This window comes from Lentzea jiangxiensis, assembly GCF_900104175.1.
Lineage (GTDB): Bacteria > Actinomycetota > Actinomycetes > Mycobacteriales > Pseudonocardiaceae > Lentzea > Lentzea jiangxiensis.
Map to the genome: position 1 here is coordinate 613,509 of NZ_FNIX01000001.1, position 14,193 is coordinate 627,701.

13 protein-coding genes and 1 riboswitch are annotated in these 14,193 nt (G+C 69.9%); of the genes, 4 read left to right on the top strand and 9 right to left on the bottom strand.

The annotated features are described in order from the left end of the window. The first annotated feature begins 6 nt into the window (after positions 1 to 6). Positions 7 to 687 carry a TetR/AcrR family transcriptional regulator gene (locus BLQ91_RS03190; RefSeq protein WP_176959546.1) on the top strand — a complete coding sequence of 227 codons (681 nt, stop codon included), beginning with the start codon at positions 7 to 9 and terminating at the stop codon, positions 685 to 687. 55 nt (positions 688 to 742) lie between these two features. On the opposite strand, the gene ald is transcribed toward BLQ91_RS03190, so the two are convergent. Continuing rightward, complete coding sequence (gene ald, locus BLQ91_RS03195; RefSeq protein WP_090095019.1) at positions 743 to 1,855, bottom strand: alanine dehydrogenase; 1,113 nt, start codon at positions 1,853 to 1,855, stop codon at positions 743 to 745. A gap of 223 nt (positions 1,856 to 2,078) precedes the next feature. After that, a riboswitch (glycine riboswitch) is annotated at positions 2,079 to 2,173 on the top strand. A gap of 63 nt (positions 2,174 to 2,236) precedes the next feature. On the opposite strand from ald, the gene gcvH reads away from it, so the two are divergent. Together gcvH and BLQ91_RS03205 are read left to right on the top strand one after the other, a co-directional pair. Then, positions 2,237 to 2,620 (top strand): glycine cleavage system protein GcvH, encoded by a 384-nt coding sequence (gene gcvH / locus BLQ91_RS03200; RefSeq protein ID WP_090095020.1) that lies wholly within the window; start codon positions 2,237 to 2,239, stop codon positions 2,618 to 2,620. A gap of 43 nt (positions 2,621 to 2,663) precedes the next feature. Continuing rightward, positions 2,664 to 4,028 (top strand): L-serine ammonia-lyase, encoded by a 1,365-nt coding sequence (locus BLQ91_RS03205; protein ID WP_090095021.1) that lies wholly within the window; start codon positions 2,664 to 2,666, stop codon positions 4,026 to 4,028. Between the two features lies 1 nt (position 4,029). Here the strand turns inward: BLQ91_RS03205 and BLQ91_RS03210 are convergent, their stop codons facing one another. The 3 genes from BLQ91_RS03210 to BLQ91_RS03220 all read right to left on the bottom strand — a co-directional run bounded on the left by BLQ91_RS03210 (position 4,030) and on the right by BLQ91_RS03220 (position 8,353). Then, positions 4,030 to 4,383 (bottom strand): winged helix-turn-helix transcriptional regulator, encoded by a 354-nt coding sequence (locus BLQ91_RS03210; RefSeq protein WP_090095022.1) that lies wholly within the window; start codon positions 4,381 to 4,383, stop codon positions 4,030 to 4,032. Positions 4,384 to 4,460: 77 nt separating this feature from the next. Next, complete coding sequence (locus BLQ91_RS41980; protein WP_143022503.1) at positions 4,461 to 7,217, bottom strand: LAGLIDADG family homing endonuclease; 2,757 nt, start codon at positions 7,215 to 7,217, stop codon at positions 4,461 to 4,463. A gap of 485 nt (positions 7,218 to 7,702) precedes the next feature. Then, the gene (locus BLQ91_RS03220; protein WP_090095023.1) at positions 7,703 to 8,353 is read right to left on the bottom strand and encodes a TVP38/TMEM64 family protein; all 651 of its coding nucleotides are present in this window, start codon (positions 8,351 to 8,353) and stop codon (positions 7,703 to 7,705) included. A gap of 70 nt (positions 8,354 to 8,423) precedes the next feature. On the opposite strand from BLQ91_RS03220, the gene BLQ91_RS03225 reads away from it, so the two are divergent. Next, the gene (locus tag BLQ91_RS03225) at positions 8,424 to 8,792 is read left to right on the top strand and encodes a hypothetical protein (RefSeq protein ID WP_143022504.1); all 369 of its coding nucleotides are present in this window, start codon (positions 8,424 to 8,426) and stop codon (positions 8,790 to 8,792) included. Between the two features lie 31 nt (positions 8,793 to 8,823). Here BLQ91_RS03225 and BLQ91_RS03230 read toward each other — a convergent pair whose 3' ends face one another. The 5 genes from BLQ91_RS03230 to BLQ91_RS03250 form a co-directional block, all read right to left on the bottom strand. Beyond that, complete coding sequence (locus BLQ91_RS03230; protein WP_090095025.1) at positions 8,824 to 10,701, bottom strand: ABC1 kinase family protein; 1,878 nt, start codon at positions 10,699 to 10,701, stop codon at positions 8,824 to 8,826. A gap of 89 nt (positions 10,702 to 10,790) precedes the next feature. Beyond that, complete coding sequence (locus tag BLQ91_RS03235; protein ID WP_090095026.1) at positions 10,791 to 11,183, bottom strand: SSI family serine proteinase inhibitor; 393 nt, start codon at positions 11,181 to 11,183, stop codon at positions 10,791 to 10,793. An 87-nt stretch (positions 11,184 to 11,270) separates the two neighbouring features. Next, positions 11,271 to 12,140 (bottom strand): SGNH/GDSL hydrolase family protein, encoded by an 870-nt coding sequence (locus tag BLQ91_RS03240; RefSeq protein WP_090095027.1) that lies wholly within the window; start codon positions 12,138 to 12,140, stop codon positions 11,271 to 11,273. Between the two features lie 156 nt (positions 12,141 to 12,296). Then, positions 12,297 to 13,148 carry an NAD(+)/NADH kinase gene (locus BLQ91_RS03245; RefSeq protein WP_090095028.1) on the bottom strand — a complete coding sequence of 284 codons (852 nt, stop codon included), beginning with the start codon at positions 13,146 to 13,148 and terminating at the stop codon, positions 12,297 to 12,299. Further along, a complete protein-coding gene (locus BLQ91_RS03250) occupies positions 13,145 to 14,092 on the bottom strand; it encodes an SPFH domain-containing protein (RefSeq protein ID WP_090095029.1) in 948 nt (315 codons plus the stop codon). Before BLQ91_RS03250 ends, BLQ91_RS03245 begins: the two co-directional genes overlap by 4 nt. Positions 14,093 to 14,193 lie beyond the last annotated feature (101 nt).

Below are 14,193 nucleotides of genomic sequence, written 5' to 3' on the forward strand. Positions count from 1 at the left end.
GTCGACGTGGACAGCGTGTGGTTCAGCAAACCCAGGCCCAGCAGCGGGCAGCCCCTCGGCCTGAGCCGTGAGGCGATCGTCCGCAAGGCCCTGGAGCTGCTGGACCGGCACGGTCTGCAGAAGCTGTCGATGCGCAAGCTGGCCGCGGAACTCGGCGCGGCCCCGATGTCGCTGTACTGGCACGTGCCGACGAAGGACGCGCTGATCGAGCTGTGCCTCGACGAGGTCTACGGCGAGTTCACCCTCCCCGATCCCGAGTCCGACTGGGAGACCGCGGTGCGCGGGATGATGCACGAGCTGCGCCAGCTCGCGCTCAAGCACCCGTGGTGGATCCGCGGGATCGGGGAGTTCAACACCATCGGCCCGAACGCCGTGGCCTACGCGGACGCCATGTTCGGGCCGATGTTGCGCGCCGGGCTGTCGACCGTCGCGGCCGCCCAGTCGATCGCCACGGTGGGCAGCTTCGTCAACGGGTACGCGATCGCCGAGGTCAACTTCATCGCTCGCGGCGGGATGGACTCGCCACCGCCGGACATGGACAAGATCGCCGACCTGTACCGGGACAAGCACCCCCGGTACGTCGCGATGCTGGACGAGGGCGAGCTGTGGTCGCTGGAGCGCCAGTTCGAGTTCGGGCTGGACTGCGTGATCGAAGGCGTCAAGGCCCGCGTCGAAGCCCTCAGGTAGGCGAAACCCCCGCAGCGGTTCACGCGTGCGGGGGCCTCATTCATCAGGTTGGCTCTCAGATCACGGACTCCAGCGGCGTGTGCGCGAGGCCGGTCGCCTCCGCCACCGGGCCGTTGGTCAGCTTGCCGGCGTGGGCGTTGAGGCCCAGCGCGAGCGAACGGTCGTCCTTCAGCGCCTTCTCCCAGCCCTTGTCGGCCAGCGCGACGGCGTAGGGCAAGGTCACGTTGGTCAGCGCGTAGGTCGAGGTGCGCGGGACGGCGCCCGGCATGTTCGCGACGCAGTAGAACACCGAGTCGTGGACCTCGTAGGTCGGCTCGGCGTGCGTGGTGGCGCGCGAGTCCTCGAAGCAGCCGCCCTGGTCGATCGCGATGTCGACGAGCACCGAGCCCGGCTTCATCTCGGCGACCAGCGCGTTCGAGACGAGCTTCGGCGCGGCGGCACCGGGGACGAGCACGGCGCCGATGACCAGGTCGGCCTCGCGGACGGCCTGCTCGACGGCGAACGAGTTCGAGGCGAGCGTGCGCAGGCGGCCGGAGAACTGGGCGTCGATCTGGCGCAGCCGGTCGACGTTGGTGTCGAGGATCTGCACGTCCGCGCCCATGCCCACGGCGATGGTCGCGGCGTTGAGGCCGGCCACACCGCCGCCGATCACGACCACGCGGGCCGGGGCGACACCGGGGACGCCACCGGGCAGCACGCCGCGGCCGCCGGAGGGCTTCATCAGCGAGAACGCGCCGACCTGCGGGGCCAGGCGGCCCGCGACCTCGGACATCGGGGCGAGCAGCGGCAGCGCGCGGTTCGGCAGCTGCACGGTCTCGTAGGCGATGGCCGTGGTGCCGGACGCCAGCAGCGCCTCGGTCAGCGGCTTGTCGGCGGCGAGGTGCAGGTACGTGAAGAGGGTCTGGCCGGCGCGCAGGCGGGGGTACTCCTCGGCGATCGGCTCCTTGACCTTGAGGACCAGGTCGCCCTCGGCCCAGACGTCGTCGGCGGTCGCGAGGACCTTGGCACCCGCGGCGAGGTACTCCTCGTCGGTGATCGCGGAGCCCAGACCGGCGCCCTGCTCGACGAACACGTCGTGCCCGCGGCTCGTCAGCTCGTGCGCACCGGCAGGGGTGAGAGCGACGCGGTACTCGTGGTTCTTGATCTCGCGGGGAACTGCGATCCGCACGATGACTCCTCCGTTCGGTGGCCGACATCTCACAATGTGGGGCAGTGGGAAGGTCATGTCACTGTGCGAATCGCACTATCGAGCACGTGTGCGGTTGTGCACTTGGGACAGACCGACCTGGTTTGCGCTCGCGTGTGACTCGACCCGTCCGCGTTGACACCCGGCGGGGGCCGCACATAGCGTCGCCCCGAGAACTGAAGACCGGCCGCGGCGCGACAGCGCCAGAACCCGAGTGGGAGAGACCCCGACGAACGTCGGTCGGGGCGCCGAAGGGGCAAGCTCCCGCACACTCTCAGGCAGCAAGACCACTCGGGGTAGGCAACTCTGCACGGCGGAGGGGGCGCAAGTGTCCTGACCCGTCACAGCCAGAGGAGTCGCGCCGTGCAGTTCCCCGAGAACCTGCTCTACACCGCCGAGCACGAGTGGGTCGACTGGACGCCGGGTACCCAGGACCCGCTGACCTGCGGGATCACCGAGTACGCGGCGGACGCCCTGGGCGACATCGTCTTCGTGCAGCTGCCCGAGGTCGGCGCGAAGGTCGTCACCAACGAGGTGTGCGGCGAGCTCGAGTCCACCAAGTCCGTCAGCGACCTGTTCTCGCCCGTCACCGGTGAGGTGATCGAGGTCAACAGCGCCGTCGTCGACGACCCGGCGATCGTGAACAACGACCCGTACGGCGCCGGCTGGCTGTTCAAGGTCCGCGTCGAGTCGGCCGAGAACCTGCTCACGGCGGCCAAGTACGCCGAACTCACCCAGACCGGCTGACATGGGCCCGACTGACCGCTCCACCACCACGAAGGACTGATCAGTGGCGATCAGCGTTTTCGACCTGTTCTCCGTCGGCATCGGACCGTCGAGCTCCCACACCGTCGGCCCGATGCGCGCGGCGGCGATGTTCGTCGAGAAGCTCGGTGCGCGTGCGTCCGAAGTGGACCGCGTGCACGTCGAGCTGTTCGGCTCGCTCGGCGCGACCGGCCACGGCCACGGCAGCCCCAAGGCCGTCTTCCTCGGACTCGAGGGCAACCTCCCCGAGGAGGTCGACCCCGCCGTCGCCGCCCACCGCGTCGAGGAGATCGTCGGCGGCGGACGGCTCCGGCTCGGCGGCACGCACGAGATCGAGTTCGTGCACGACCGCGACCTGGTCATGCACCGCCGCAAGTCACTTCCGTTGCACCCCAACGGGATGAGCTTCGAGGCGTTCAGCGGCGGCAAGTCCGTCGAGCACGCCGTCTACTACTCGATCGGCGGCGGGTTCGTCGTCGACGAGAACGCCTCCGGCACCGACCGCATCAAGCCCGACTCGACGCCGCTGCCCCACCCGTTCCTCACCGGCGACCAGCTGCTCGCGCGCTGCCGCGAGACCGGCCTGTCGATCAGCGAGATCATGATGGCCAACGAGCTGTCGTGGCGGACAGAAGAAGAGGTGCGGTCGGGACTGCTGCACATCTGGCACGTCATGCAGGAGTGCGTCGAACGCGGCTGCACCGAGCACGGCGTCCTGCCCGGCGGCCTGAAGGTCCGCCGCCGCGCCGCCGAGATGCGCAAACGCCTGGAGGGCGAGCACTTCGTCACCGACCCGCTGCGCGTCATGGACTGGGTCACGCTCTTCGCGCTGGCGGTCAACGAGGAGAACGCGGCGGGCGGCCGCGTCGTCACCGCGCCGACCAACGGCGCGGCCGGCATCGTCCCCGCGGTCCTGCACTACTACACGAAGTTCGTGCCGGGAGCCTCGGACGACGGCGTGGTCCGCTTCCTGCTGACCGCCGGTGCGATCGGCGTGCTGTTCAAGGAGAACGCGTCGATCTCCGGCGCCGAGGTCGGCTGCCAGGGCGAGGTCGGCTCCGCGTGCTCGATGGCGGCCGGCGGCCTCGCGGAGGTGCTCGGAGGCACCCCCGAACAGGTCGAGAACGCGGCCGAGATCGCGATGGAGCACAACCTCGGCCTCACCTGCGACCCGATCGGCGGCCTGGTGCAGATCCCGTGCATCGAACGCAACGCCGTCGCGTCCATCAAGGCCATCACGGCCGTGCGCATGGCTTTGCGCGGAGACGGTTCGCACTTCGTGTCGCTCGACAAGGTCATCAAGACCATGCGGGACACCGGCAAGGACATGTCGGTGAAGTACAAGGAGACCGCGCGCGGCGGTCTCGCCGTGAACGTGATCGAGTGCTGACTCAGCGGGCGTCGTAGGCCTGCTGGGCCTCGAGCACGTCGGGCATCCGCGCTTCCAGCAGGTGGATCAGCGACAACAGCCGCTCCGCCGTCTCGCGCCCGAGCGGTGTGAGGCTGTAGTCGACTCGCGGCGGGTTCGTGTGCTGGGCCTCCCGGTGCACGAGCCCGTCGCGCTCCAGCGCCTGCAACGTCTGCGACAGCATCTTCTCGCTGATCCCGTCGACGCGGCGGCGCAGCTCGTTGAAGCGCAGCGGGCCGTCCACGAGCACGCCCAGCGTCAGGCCGCCCCACCTGCCGGTGACGTGCTCCAGCAAGGGACGTGACGGGCACGCCTTCGCGAACACGTTGTACTCCATGTCCGCATCATAGCTGGTCAAGGCGCTAACTGATAGTAAGTGGGAGAGCTCTCCGCGTCAGGGGGAGCTCTCCTGCCTCAGAACGGCCAGGCGGCGTTCCGGCCTGCTTCGAGCAGGGGCACCATGCGGAAGGTCGCGTCCGTCAGACCCCCGAACTCGTGACGGCCGGCCCCACCGGTCGCGAACGCCGCGTGCCGGTACCCGTTCAGGTTGAACCCGTAGACCGGCACGTGCCGCGGCACGACGTCCGGGACGCCCTCCCCGTGCGGCGCGCTGATCGTCTGCATGTCCGAGATGACGAACACGCGGTCGTGCCGCCGGTAGGTGCGCTTCAGCGAACCGATGATGTCCGTGCCGTGCCCGACCTCGCCGATGCGCTCCAGGAACCGGCCGACCTCCCGGATGACCGACGCCCCGCGCGGGACCTCGTGCCGGAACGTGCCGTCCGCGAACCCGACGACGTCGACCTGCTCGCCCTTCGCGCCGAGCGCGACGCCGAAGACCGCCGCGGCCTTGGCCGGGGTGACCTTCGACCGGGCCGAGATCGTGCCGTGCGTCATCGACGCCGAGGTGTCGATGAGGACCAGCGACCGGCCCGGCAGCGCGGGCAGGTTGCTCAGCGACGCCTGCAGCGCCTGGTCCAGGGCGTGGCCCCAGCGCAGGCTCGGCGCCGCCTCGTAGGCGGACAGGAAGCGGAACGGGAACTGGCGCGAGCGGGCGACCTGGCCGGGGTCGGCCAGACGGGTCGCCACGGCCGCGGCGGCCTCGTCGGACATGCCGGCCTCGTCGAAGTTCCTGAGGTTCCGCAGGCAGTTGCCCGTGACCACGCCTGCCGCCACGAACAGGTTCGACGGTTCGACGGTCACGCAGTAGGTCGGGCGCTCGCCTCCATCCTCGATCGACACGATGCGGTCCATCGCGACCGCCTCGTCGTATCCGTGCATTTCGCTGCAAGCAGGCCGAACGTGCGCCAGGAGTTCCGCGAGTCGAGCGAGCTTCGCAGCCTTGTACCCGATCCGGAGATCCAGCAGTTCTGCAAGCCGTACCAACGCGGTCGCCCGGTTCACCTCCACGACGTGGACCGGGTACCTGCTCTGGATGGGACCGGCGCTCATACGTACCGCGTGCTCCCGGACGAGGTTGGTGACGCCGAGCCGGAGCAGTGCGTCCGAGACCTGGTCGGCCAGCCTGCGCGACACCGTCGCGTACTCGACTGAACCGTGCGCCGTGCCCCTCGGGTTGACGCGCTCACGGACGCAACCATCCGTGTCGATCAGGCCGGACAGCGCCCCGATCCAGAACTCCCTGCTGAAGGGCTTGTTCGGCAGCGCCTTTACCTCGCAGCGCTTGCCCCACACCTCGTAGCCGCGCAGAACCTCGGTGAGGGGGTTGCGCTTCCACTGCTTGAACGGGAACCGCATGCGAACGATTCGGCCGTTCGCGGTCTCGGTCGTGCTGCACCCGTGCTTCGCCGCGTACTCGCGCATGAACGCCGCCGCGCCGTCGTCGGGATCGCAGTAGAACTCGGGCGTGAGTGCCGTCATTCCGCCGTCGCCCAGCATCGCACCGACGAAGTACCCGTCCCACGCATCGCCTTCGTCCCCGAAGTAGCCGGCGGTGAGGGGGACCGGAATGTGATCGCCTGGACGGAGCTCGGCGGTGGTGGTCCATTCCCACGCCTGGCGCCCGGCACGACGCCGGCGGATCCAGCGGTGGTCGGTCGTCGCATCTACCGCACGGCCGGACGCGAACCGGATGGTCGTCACCGGCCGGATGCCCGTCTCGAGCCAGGCGGAAGGGACGGTCGGGACGAGGTTGCCCACCGAGTGGTCGCGAGGGCCCTGGTTCGCGCCGTACTTGACCGATCGCGTGTCCCAGCTCTTGTCGTAGGAGAGAACCGGCAGACGACGGGCCACCACGTCTTCGATCGGAGCCGAGGTGCCGTCGGCGAGCCACACCGGGGTGCCTTCGGCCAGGCACGCCATGTACCCCATCGACGGTGCCAGCGCCTCCCACACCTCGCGCGTCAGCGGACCCTGCAGCCACCCGGCCACCGACTCCCACGTCATCCCGGCCCGGCGCAGCACGTCGGCCGCGTCCGGACGCGAGAACAGCGCGCGCCGCTGCTCCACCGGCCACGCCATCAGCTCGCGGCGTGCCGCGATCACGCGCAGCTCCCGCGGAACCGCGGTGTCGGCGGAGCGGCGGCTGTCCAGCACGTACTGGAACAGCGAGCCCTGCCAGGCAGCGGCGGGGGACGGGTGGGCGAGGTTCAGGACGTCGGCCATGCGGAAGCCGCGGGCGTCGCTGTCCCACTTCAGGACGGCGCGCTCGTCGTAGAGGCGCGCGACGGCGTCGGCGATGCCCCGCTTGATCGGCTTCGGGACGCGGCGGCCGTGCGTGCCGGTCCAGTGGGCGAGGAGCTCGCCCGGCTCGTCGGCTCGCTGGAGCACCGAGTCGACGACGGCGCGGTTGGTGACGCCGGCGTCCGAGGAGGCGGTCAGTCGTGCCTGGACGAACTCGGCCGCGCCCACGAGCGACGCGGTGCGCATGTTGGCCTCGCTGCGCAGCCACCCGAGCAGGCGTGCCGTCCACTCGGGATCGGTGAGCGCGGCGGCGTGCACGAGCTGGGCGAAGCGGGTGTCGCGCCGGGTGCCGGACTCGTAGAAGGTGGCCTCGCCGCCCATGTTCGACACGGCGAGCAGGAACAGCTCGGACTTCGTGTCGCGCTCGTGGCCCGCGCCGCCCTCGTGGGTGAGTGCGGTCGGTCCGGGCGCCGCGGCGACCGGGCTGGTGCCCGCCGGACGTGCGCGGAAGATGTTGAACTTCGCCATCGGCTCTTCCCCCTCGGGACAAAAGAAGGGGAGCACACGAACGCCACACGTGTCCGAGGTCAAAGGCGCGGAAGGTACGTCGCCGCTCTACCAGTTGAGCTACGGCCGGTTTCCCGGCCGACGGGACTCGAACCCGCAACCAGCCCATCCCGAATGGAAGTAACCCTCTGCTTCGCACCGGACACGTGTGGAGTTGTGCGCTCCCGAGATCAAGCCGCCGACGGCACATTTGCGTTGTGAAGACGAAGTAACCGTCGGCTTCGCACCGGGTGCGATTTCAATGCAACCACACCGCGCCAGCGAATTTTCCCGGCGGATGCGGGGTGTGGACGCCCGAGATCAAATCGCGGAAGGTGACGTGCTCACCGAGGTGAGCGAGACCGGCCGGGGCCGGCCTCAGGAATCGAACCTGAGTATCACCAGAAGTAACCCTCCGCTGCGCACCGGGCGCCCATTCATGCAACCACGACGCGCAAACCGTTTTCCTAGGGCGCCACCTTCACGAGCCGGCGCAGCAGGTAGAACAGCCCGACGGTCAGCAGGAACCCGACGGCGCTGATCATCACGATTTGTTCGACGGTGTCGGCCTGCGCTCCCGCGAACACGTAGGCGGCGCAAATCGGCACGGTGCCGACGAGCGTGAACGCCATGAAAGTCCGGAACGACACCCTGGACACGCCCGCGGAGACCGACACCGTTTCCGCCATCATCGGGATGCCGCGCGCGACCCCGAAGAACCAGGGCCCGAACTGGCGGCCCCACCGACGCATCTCGGTCAGCTCCTCGATGGTCACCACGCGGCGCACGAGCACCGGGCCCGCGAACCGGCCGAGGGCGTACCCCGCGGCGGAGGAACCCAGGGAGCCGACGACCGCGAGTGCCAGCCCGAAGGGCAGGCCGAGCGCCGTTCCCGCCAGCACGATGAGCGGGGTGGACGGCACGGGCAGCAGCACGTCCACGACGAGCAGGGCGAAGATCGCCACCGCCGCCCACGCGGGGTCGATGCCGCGCACCCACGTCACGACCCCGTCGAAGTCGATGAGGTCGAGAGCCTCGAACACGATCCAGCTCAGCAACACGAAGCCGAGCACGACGGCCGGTATCCACTTCCACCGGACGCCCGTCTCATAACTCATCGGGTGATGGTCGCCCACGTCGATGCGCCGGACAATCCTCCAGTGGCGCAGGTTCCGCGAAGGAACTCACATGAGTGAAGATCTCGTGTCGTTTCGGGGGCACTGGGTGCTCGATCCGGCCCGTTCGGCACACGCGGGCGGCACGCCTCCCCGCTGTGGTCACCACGACCTGCGCCTCGACGGCGACCGGCTGGTGGTGAGCATCGAGAGCGTGCTCGGGTCCGGTGATCCCGTCCGGACGGAGTTCGTCTTGGACCTGTGGCAGGACACGCCGATGGCCGTCGGCAAGGTCGACCGCGTGCGCACGGTCATCGAGCCGCAGCGGTTCTGCACGATCGCATACGCGGGCTCGCAAGCGGTTGCGCGGGCGTGGCGGATCCTCGGCCACCTCGACGAGATGACGATCGTCCAGTCCGCACCGGACCAGCTCGGCGTGTGACGCGACGACGTGTCGGTCCACCGCGGCAGTCCTAGGACCGGGGCCGGAACACCGCGACCACCACGCGCAGGCCGAGCAGCACGCTGATGATCAGCAGGTTGTAGCCCAGCACCTGGTAGAGGCCGATGTCCTGCGAGATCCGCGGCCCGCCGGAGGAGCCGAGCAGCAGCACCGCCATGACACCCGCGGTCGCGCCCAGCGCGGTCAGCATGACCTGGTGCAGCAGGCTCGTGACGAACATCCGGTCGCGTTCGTCCGCGAACAGCCTCATCGACATGCTCAGGCGTCCCTGCTCCATCGCGCCGGTGATCCGGTCGACGCGCCTCGGCAGGCGGCGCAGCATCGGCAGCACCGCTTGGAGCTCCTCGGCCATCGTCCGCCGCACCGACTCCGGCGTGAGCCGTTCGGAGATCTGCTCGGCGGCGAACGACCGCGACTCGACCACGATGTTGAAGTCCGGCGCGAGCACCGCCAGGGTGCCCTCCAGGGTGGCGAGGGCCCGGAAGACCGCCGCGATCTCCGGCGGGATGCTCAGGCCGAACCGCGACACGATCAGGAACAGGTCGCCGAACATCTCCACGTCCGGACGCATGCCCGCGCCGAGGTGCCGGGCCATGAACTGGCCGAGCGCGCGCTCCAGCCGTTGCTCGTCGATGTCCTCGGGCCGTGAGGTCAGCTCCAGCAGCGCGTCGGTGAGGCTCGCCGGATCGCCGCGGTCGATCGCGAGCAGCAGGCGTTGCAACGCCGAGCGCAGCGCGGAGTCGATCCGCCCGACCGAGCCGAAGTCGAGCAGGCCGAGCCGTCCGTCGGCCAGCAGCAGGACGTTGCCGGGGTGCGGGTCGGCGTGGAAGACGCCGTCGAGCATCACCTGGCGCAGCACGAACCGCAGCAACGTCCGCGCGAGGCCCTCGTCCTCGGCGGCGCCGCGCAACGGCACGCCGTCGAGCCGGTCCATGACGAGCACGCGGGAGGTCGACAGGTGCACGTGGGGGAGTCCGACCGACGAGTCCGAGGCCGCCGCGACGGCCGTGATGTTGCGAGCCTCGATCTTGAAGTCGAGCTCCTCGCGCAACGCGGCCGCGAAGCCCGCCGCCAGGTCCCGCACGCCGAGCGCCGAGCCCCAGCGCGTGCGGTGCAGCGTCTCGGCCAGTCGGGACACGATGTCCAGGTCGCCCTCGGCCGTAGCGCGCACATCAGGCCTTTGCACCTTCACGACGACCTCGGCGCCGGACTTCAGCACGGCCCGGTGCACCTGCGCGATCGACGCCGCCGCCAGCGGTTCCGGATCGACCTCGAGGAACGCGTCGAGCCCGACCTCGGCGTCGAGCACCGCCCTGACGTCGTCCCACCCGGCCGGCGGCACCTTGTCCTGCAACAGGCTCAGCTCGTCGACGAAGTCCTGGGGCAGCAGGTCGGCGCGAGTGGACAGCACCTGCCCGAGCTTCACGAACGTCACGCCCGCGTCCTGCAACGCGAGCCGCAGCGAGCGGGAGAGCCCCGTGGCGGTCCGTTCGCGGCCCCGCAGGTAGGGACCCAGGCCGTGGCGGAACGCGATCGCGGTGATCCGCGAGTACCGCCGGGTCCGCGCGATCCGGCGCCGCGCCATGCCCCACCACTCGGTGGGAGGCGGGATCGAGCCGGTCGGGACGATGATCTCCGCGAACGCCAGCAGGGCGATCACGGCGAGGATGGACAGTCCGAGTTGGAGCGTCACCAGCCCCGCGGACGGCTCGGTGCTCGTCTCGCCGAAGGCGCTGCGGGCGGCGGACATGGCCAGCAGGCAGGCCAGCGCCGTGCGGACCAGGCCGATGCGCAGGCCGAGGATCCTGCGGGCCGCCAGGGCCATTCCCAGGACGAGCAGCACGAACGTGACCGGAACACCGATCGTGTAGATCAAGAAGTCCCCCATGCTCCGCAGCCTAGGTGCTGGAAGCTGGGCGTCACCGGTGTTCCGGCGCGACGGCGGTGCGCCGGAACACCGGTGACGCGGTCAGGGGGTCAGAAGTCGAAGACCTTGCCGGTGTTCGCGCGCAGCACGCACGGGTTCGAGTACACCTGCTGGAAGTCGATCCTCTTGGCGCGCCACTTGCCGCGCAGCGTCGCCTTCGTCGGGTTGAGCTCCATCGTGCACATCGCGCCGGCCTCCCGCAGCTTGCGGAAGTCGCCTTCGACGGGCATGAGCTGGTCGCACGCCTGCCGGGCGTGGCGGTGCGCGCCGCCTGCGGGCTCGCAGTTCAGCTGCGTGGTGCTGGGGGTGCCCCTCTCCGGCTGCACCGACAGCGTCAGGCCGGAGGCGGGGAGCAGTGCTGTCAGGGGTGCCGCCTGGGCCGTCGCGGGGACGAGCGGTGCGGCGAGCGCGAGACAGGCAAACAGAAGTCGGGTCCTTGCCATGCCACCACTGTGGCGCGGCGAGGACCCGCGGTTCCATTCAACCGAGCGGTAACACCGGATCGTGTAAACCGTCGGAACTGCGTGCAACTAGACGCCCGCGGACTCCGTCCCGGCGAGCGCCTTCGCCACCTGGTCACCGACCGCGGCCATGCCCTTGGCGTTCGGGTGAACCGGGAACGCGGGGCTCGTCGGGATGATGCCCTCGACCCACTTGTCCCACGGCGCCGCGCACGTGTCGCGACCGAGGCTGATGTCGTAGGGGTTCACGAACGTGGCACCGGCGGCCTGCGCCTGGGCGCCGAGCATCCCGTTGAGCCGCTGCTGCACGGCGTCGAGGTACGGCACGTCGCCCCGCGAGATCGGCACGACCGGCCAGCAGCCGCCGGACGGCGGCAGGATGCGCAGGTAGCCGACGACCACGACCTTCGCCCCGGGGCTGCGCTGCTTGATGCCGGCGAGCACGGCGGCCACCTTGGCGGCGGTGGCGTCGACGCGCTGGGCGAGCTCGTCGCCGTAGCTCGCCTTGCAGGGAGCGCCGTTCGGGTCGAGCACGCTCTTGCCCGCGCAGGTCAGGATGATGTCGGAGAAGCCGATGTCGTTGCCGCCGATGGAGATGGTGACGAGGTCGGTGTCGGCTTTCAGGGCGGAGAACTGCGGCACGGACTGGCCGGGGAAGCCGCTCTGCACGCCTGCCATGTCCTTGGTCTGGGCGCCACCGCAGGAGATGTCGGTGAAGCTCGCGATGCCGAGCCTCTTCGCGAGGACGGACGGGTAGTTCTGCGTGGACTTGAAGCAGCTCAACGGGTCGAGCCGCTGCAACGGGATGAACGGACCGGACACGAACGAGTCCCCGAGCGAGACGTAGTTCCGGTACTGCGGGGCGGCTGCGGCGTGCGGAGCCAGCAGGGCCGCGAACAGGGCCGTGAGCAGGGAAACAACAGTCACTCGGCGCGTCATTGCTACCTCGTTACCGAAGAGTAGGAACGTAGGACGAAGGGTGACCGGACCACTGCGCAGTGTCAATCCCTCGACCAGGCTGGAACGATGACGGGCAGCGTGAAGCGGCGGGCTTGTCATTGGCTCGAACGGGTGCCCTGCCGGCCCCGGCGCGGGTCAGCGCACGAGGCGGAGCCGGCGCGCGGCGAGCCCGATGCTCAGCCGCTGGCCCCAGCCCAGCCGCAGCGCGTCGCTCTCGATGCCGTCGCCGAACACCACCAGTCCGTCGGACTCGACCTCGACGTCGAGCGGCCGGTCGGTGATCTCGCCCTCGGTGTGCTCGATGCCGGTGCTCGGCGACGGCCAGGCTTCCCGCACGAACCAGACGAGCCTGCGTTCCGCCGGGCCCGGCAGCGCGAGCGGGCTCCTCCGCTCGCGGTGGGCCGAACTGCACCAGCCCGTCGCGCCCGTGCCGGTGCCGACGAGGATGCCGGACGAGGCCTGGCGTTCGCCCAGGACGCGGTAGCGGCTCGTCTGGTGGCCGGGGTGACCGACGTAGACCTCGTTGAGCGCGTGGAGGGTCTGCCCGTCGTCCGACCGCGCCTCGACCATCGTGCGGTCCTCGGTGTTCCCGGTGCTGCGCAACAGTTCCGCGGCATCCGCGGGTGAGTGCTTCGCGAGCACGCCCCGGTCCGGGTTGATGCCGATCACGGGCTGGCCGTCGAGGTACTTGGCGACGTTCGCGACCAGCCCGTCCTGCCCGACGACGACGACTACGTCCTCGGGCGCGAACAGGAACCGCGACAGGTCTTCCCTTTCGACCACGCCGCGGCGCCAGTCCAACGGGATCGCGGAGCTGACGTCTCCCAACGCCTTGCGGGTCTGCTGGTCACGGTCCACCACCTCGTCCAGGGTCCTGCCGCGGGACCTCAGGAAGAACTCCACCTGCCCCCGCGTGCCATGTCGTGCCAGCAACTCTGTCAGTTCGGTGCGCCGGTGCACCAGCACGATTCGCGGAGCGAGGCTCATCGCGCGAGCCGCTGCAGGATCGGCTGGACGATGTCCGGGGTCAGCGTGATGCTGCCTATCTCGGGCAGGTTGCCGGCGAGCTCCTTGACGGCCAGCGCGTACAGCGTCTCCTGCGGGACGTCCCGGTAGGCGTCGAGACGTGCCTTCTCGCCGGCGGCCTCGGCCTCGGCGAGCTTGCGGATGCCCTCGGCCTTGGCGTCGTCGGCGATGCGGCTCGCCCTGGCGTTGTCCTCCGCCTTCCTGAGCGCGTTCGCACCTCGTTGCACCACAAGCAGTTCCTCGCGCTTGGCGAGCTCGATCTGGTTCTGCAGCTCGTTCTCGCTGATCGACCGCTCCCGCTCGACCGCCATCGCCCGGCGCTCGTAGGTGGCCTTGTCCGCCTCCTGCTGGACCTTCTCGCGGACGGTGGTCCGGAGCGCCTTCTCGAGGTCGGCGTCCGGCCGGATGGCGACCACGCGGACGTCGATGATCTCCAGGCCGATGTGGTGCGCGGTCAGGTTCTCGGCGACGCTGAGCTTGACGCGTTCGACACCGGTGCGGATGGCGGTGTCGAGGTCCAGCGTGCCGAGGATCTCGAGGGCGTGCTGCTGGGTGCTCTCGGTGAGGGTGTTCGCGATCTGGCTCAACGGGTCCTGCCGCCAGGTGCCGGTGTCGGGGTCGATCGAGAAGTCGATCCTGCTGGTCGCGACCTCCGGGTTGGTGCAGCGGTAGGTGATGGTCAGCTGGACCGTGACGTCCTGGTAGTCGTGCGTCCTGGCGTGGAAGAGCATCGGGAGCTCCCGGTCGTCCACCGGGACCTCGCTCAGGACGGCGGTCCTGGGGCGGAACCAGAAGCTCAGTCCGGTGCCCTCGTGGACGACCTGGCCGTTCTTCACGTGTCTGATGTGGACGGTGGGGGCTCCTCTGAGGTGGCGGAGTCCGGGGTAGGTGCTGATGTCGGCCATGTGGAGTGGGCTCCTGTTCGCGTCCGGTCCGGTCGGGGACCGGTCGCCGGGTGGGCTCGTCGGGTTTCGCCGGGCTTCGTCCGGCTTGTCGTCGATCTGAC

Bases quoted from the DNA above. Each gene is read 5' to 3' on its own strand.
- BLQ91_RS03235 (WP_090095026.1), bottom strand. From the start codon at position 11,183: ATGGCAAGGACCCGACTTCTGTTTGCCTGTCTCGCGCTCGCCGCACCG.
- BLQ91_RS03250 (WP_090095029.1), bottom strand. From the start codon at position 14,092: ATGGCCGACATCAGCACCTACCCCGGACTCCGCCACCTCAGAGGAGCC.
- BLQ91_RS03245 (WP_090095028.1), bottom strand. From the start codon at position 13,148: ATGAGCCTCGCTCCGCGAATCGTGCTGGTGCACCGGCGCACCGAACTG.
- BLQ91_RS03230 (WP_090095025.1), bottom strand. From the start codon at position 10,701: ATGGGGGACTTCTTGATCTACACGATCGGTGTTCCGGTCACGTTCGTG.
- BLQ91_RS03240 (WP_090095027.1), bottom strand. From the start codon at position 12,140: ATGACGCGCCGAGTGACTGTTGTTTCCCTGCTCACGGCCCTGTTCGCG.
- BLQ91_RS41980 (WP_143022503.1), bottom strand. From the start codon at position 7,217: ATGGCGAAGTTCAACATCTTCCGCGCACGTCCGGCGGGCACCAGCCCG.
- BLQ91_RS03220 (WP_090095023.1), bottom strand. From the start codon at position 8,353: ATGAGTTATGAGACGGGCGTCCGGTGGAAGTGGATACCGGCCGTCGTG.
- BLQ91_RS03210 (WP_090095022.1), bottom strand. From the start codon at position 4,383: ATGGAGTACAACGTGTTCGCGAAGGCGTGCCCGTCACGTCCCTTGCTG.
- BLQ91_RS03225 (WP_143022504.1), top strand. From the start codon at position 8,424: ATGAGTGAAGATCTCGTGTCGTTTCGGGGGCACTGGGTGCTCGATCCG.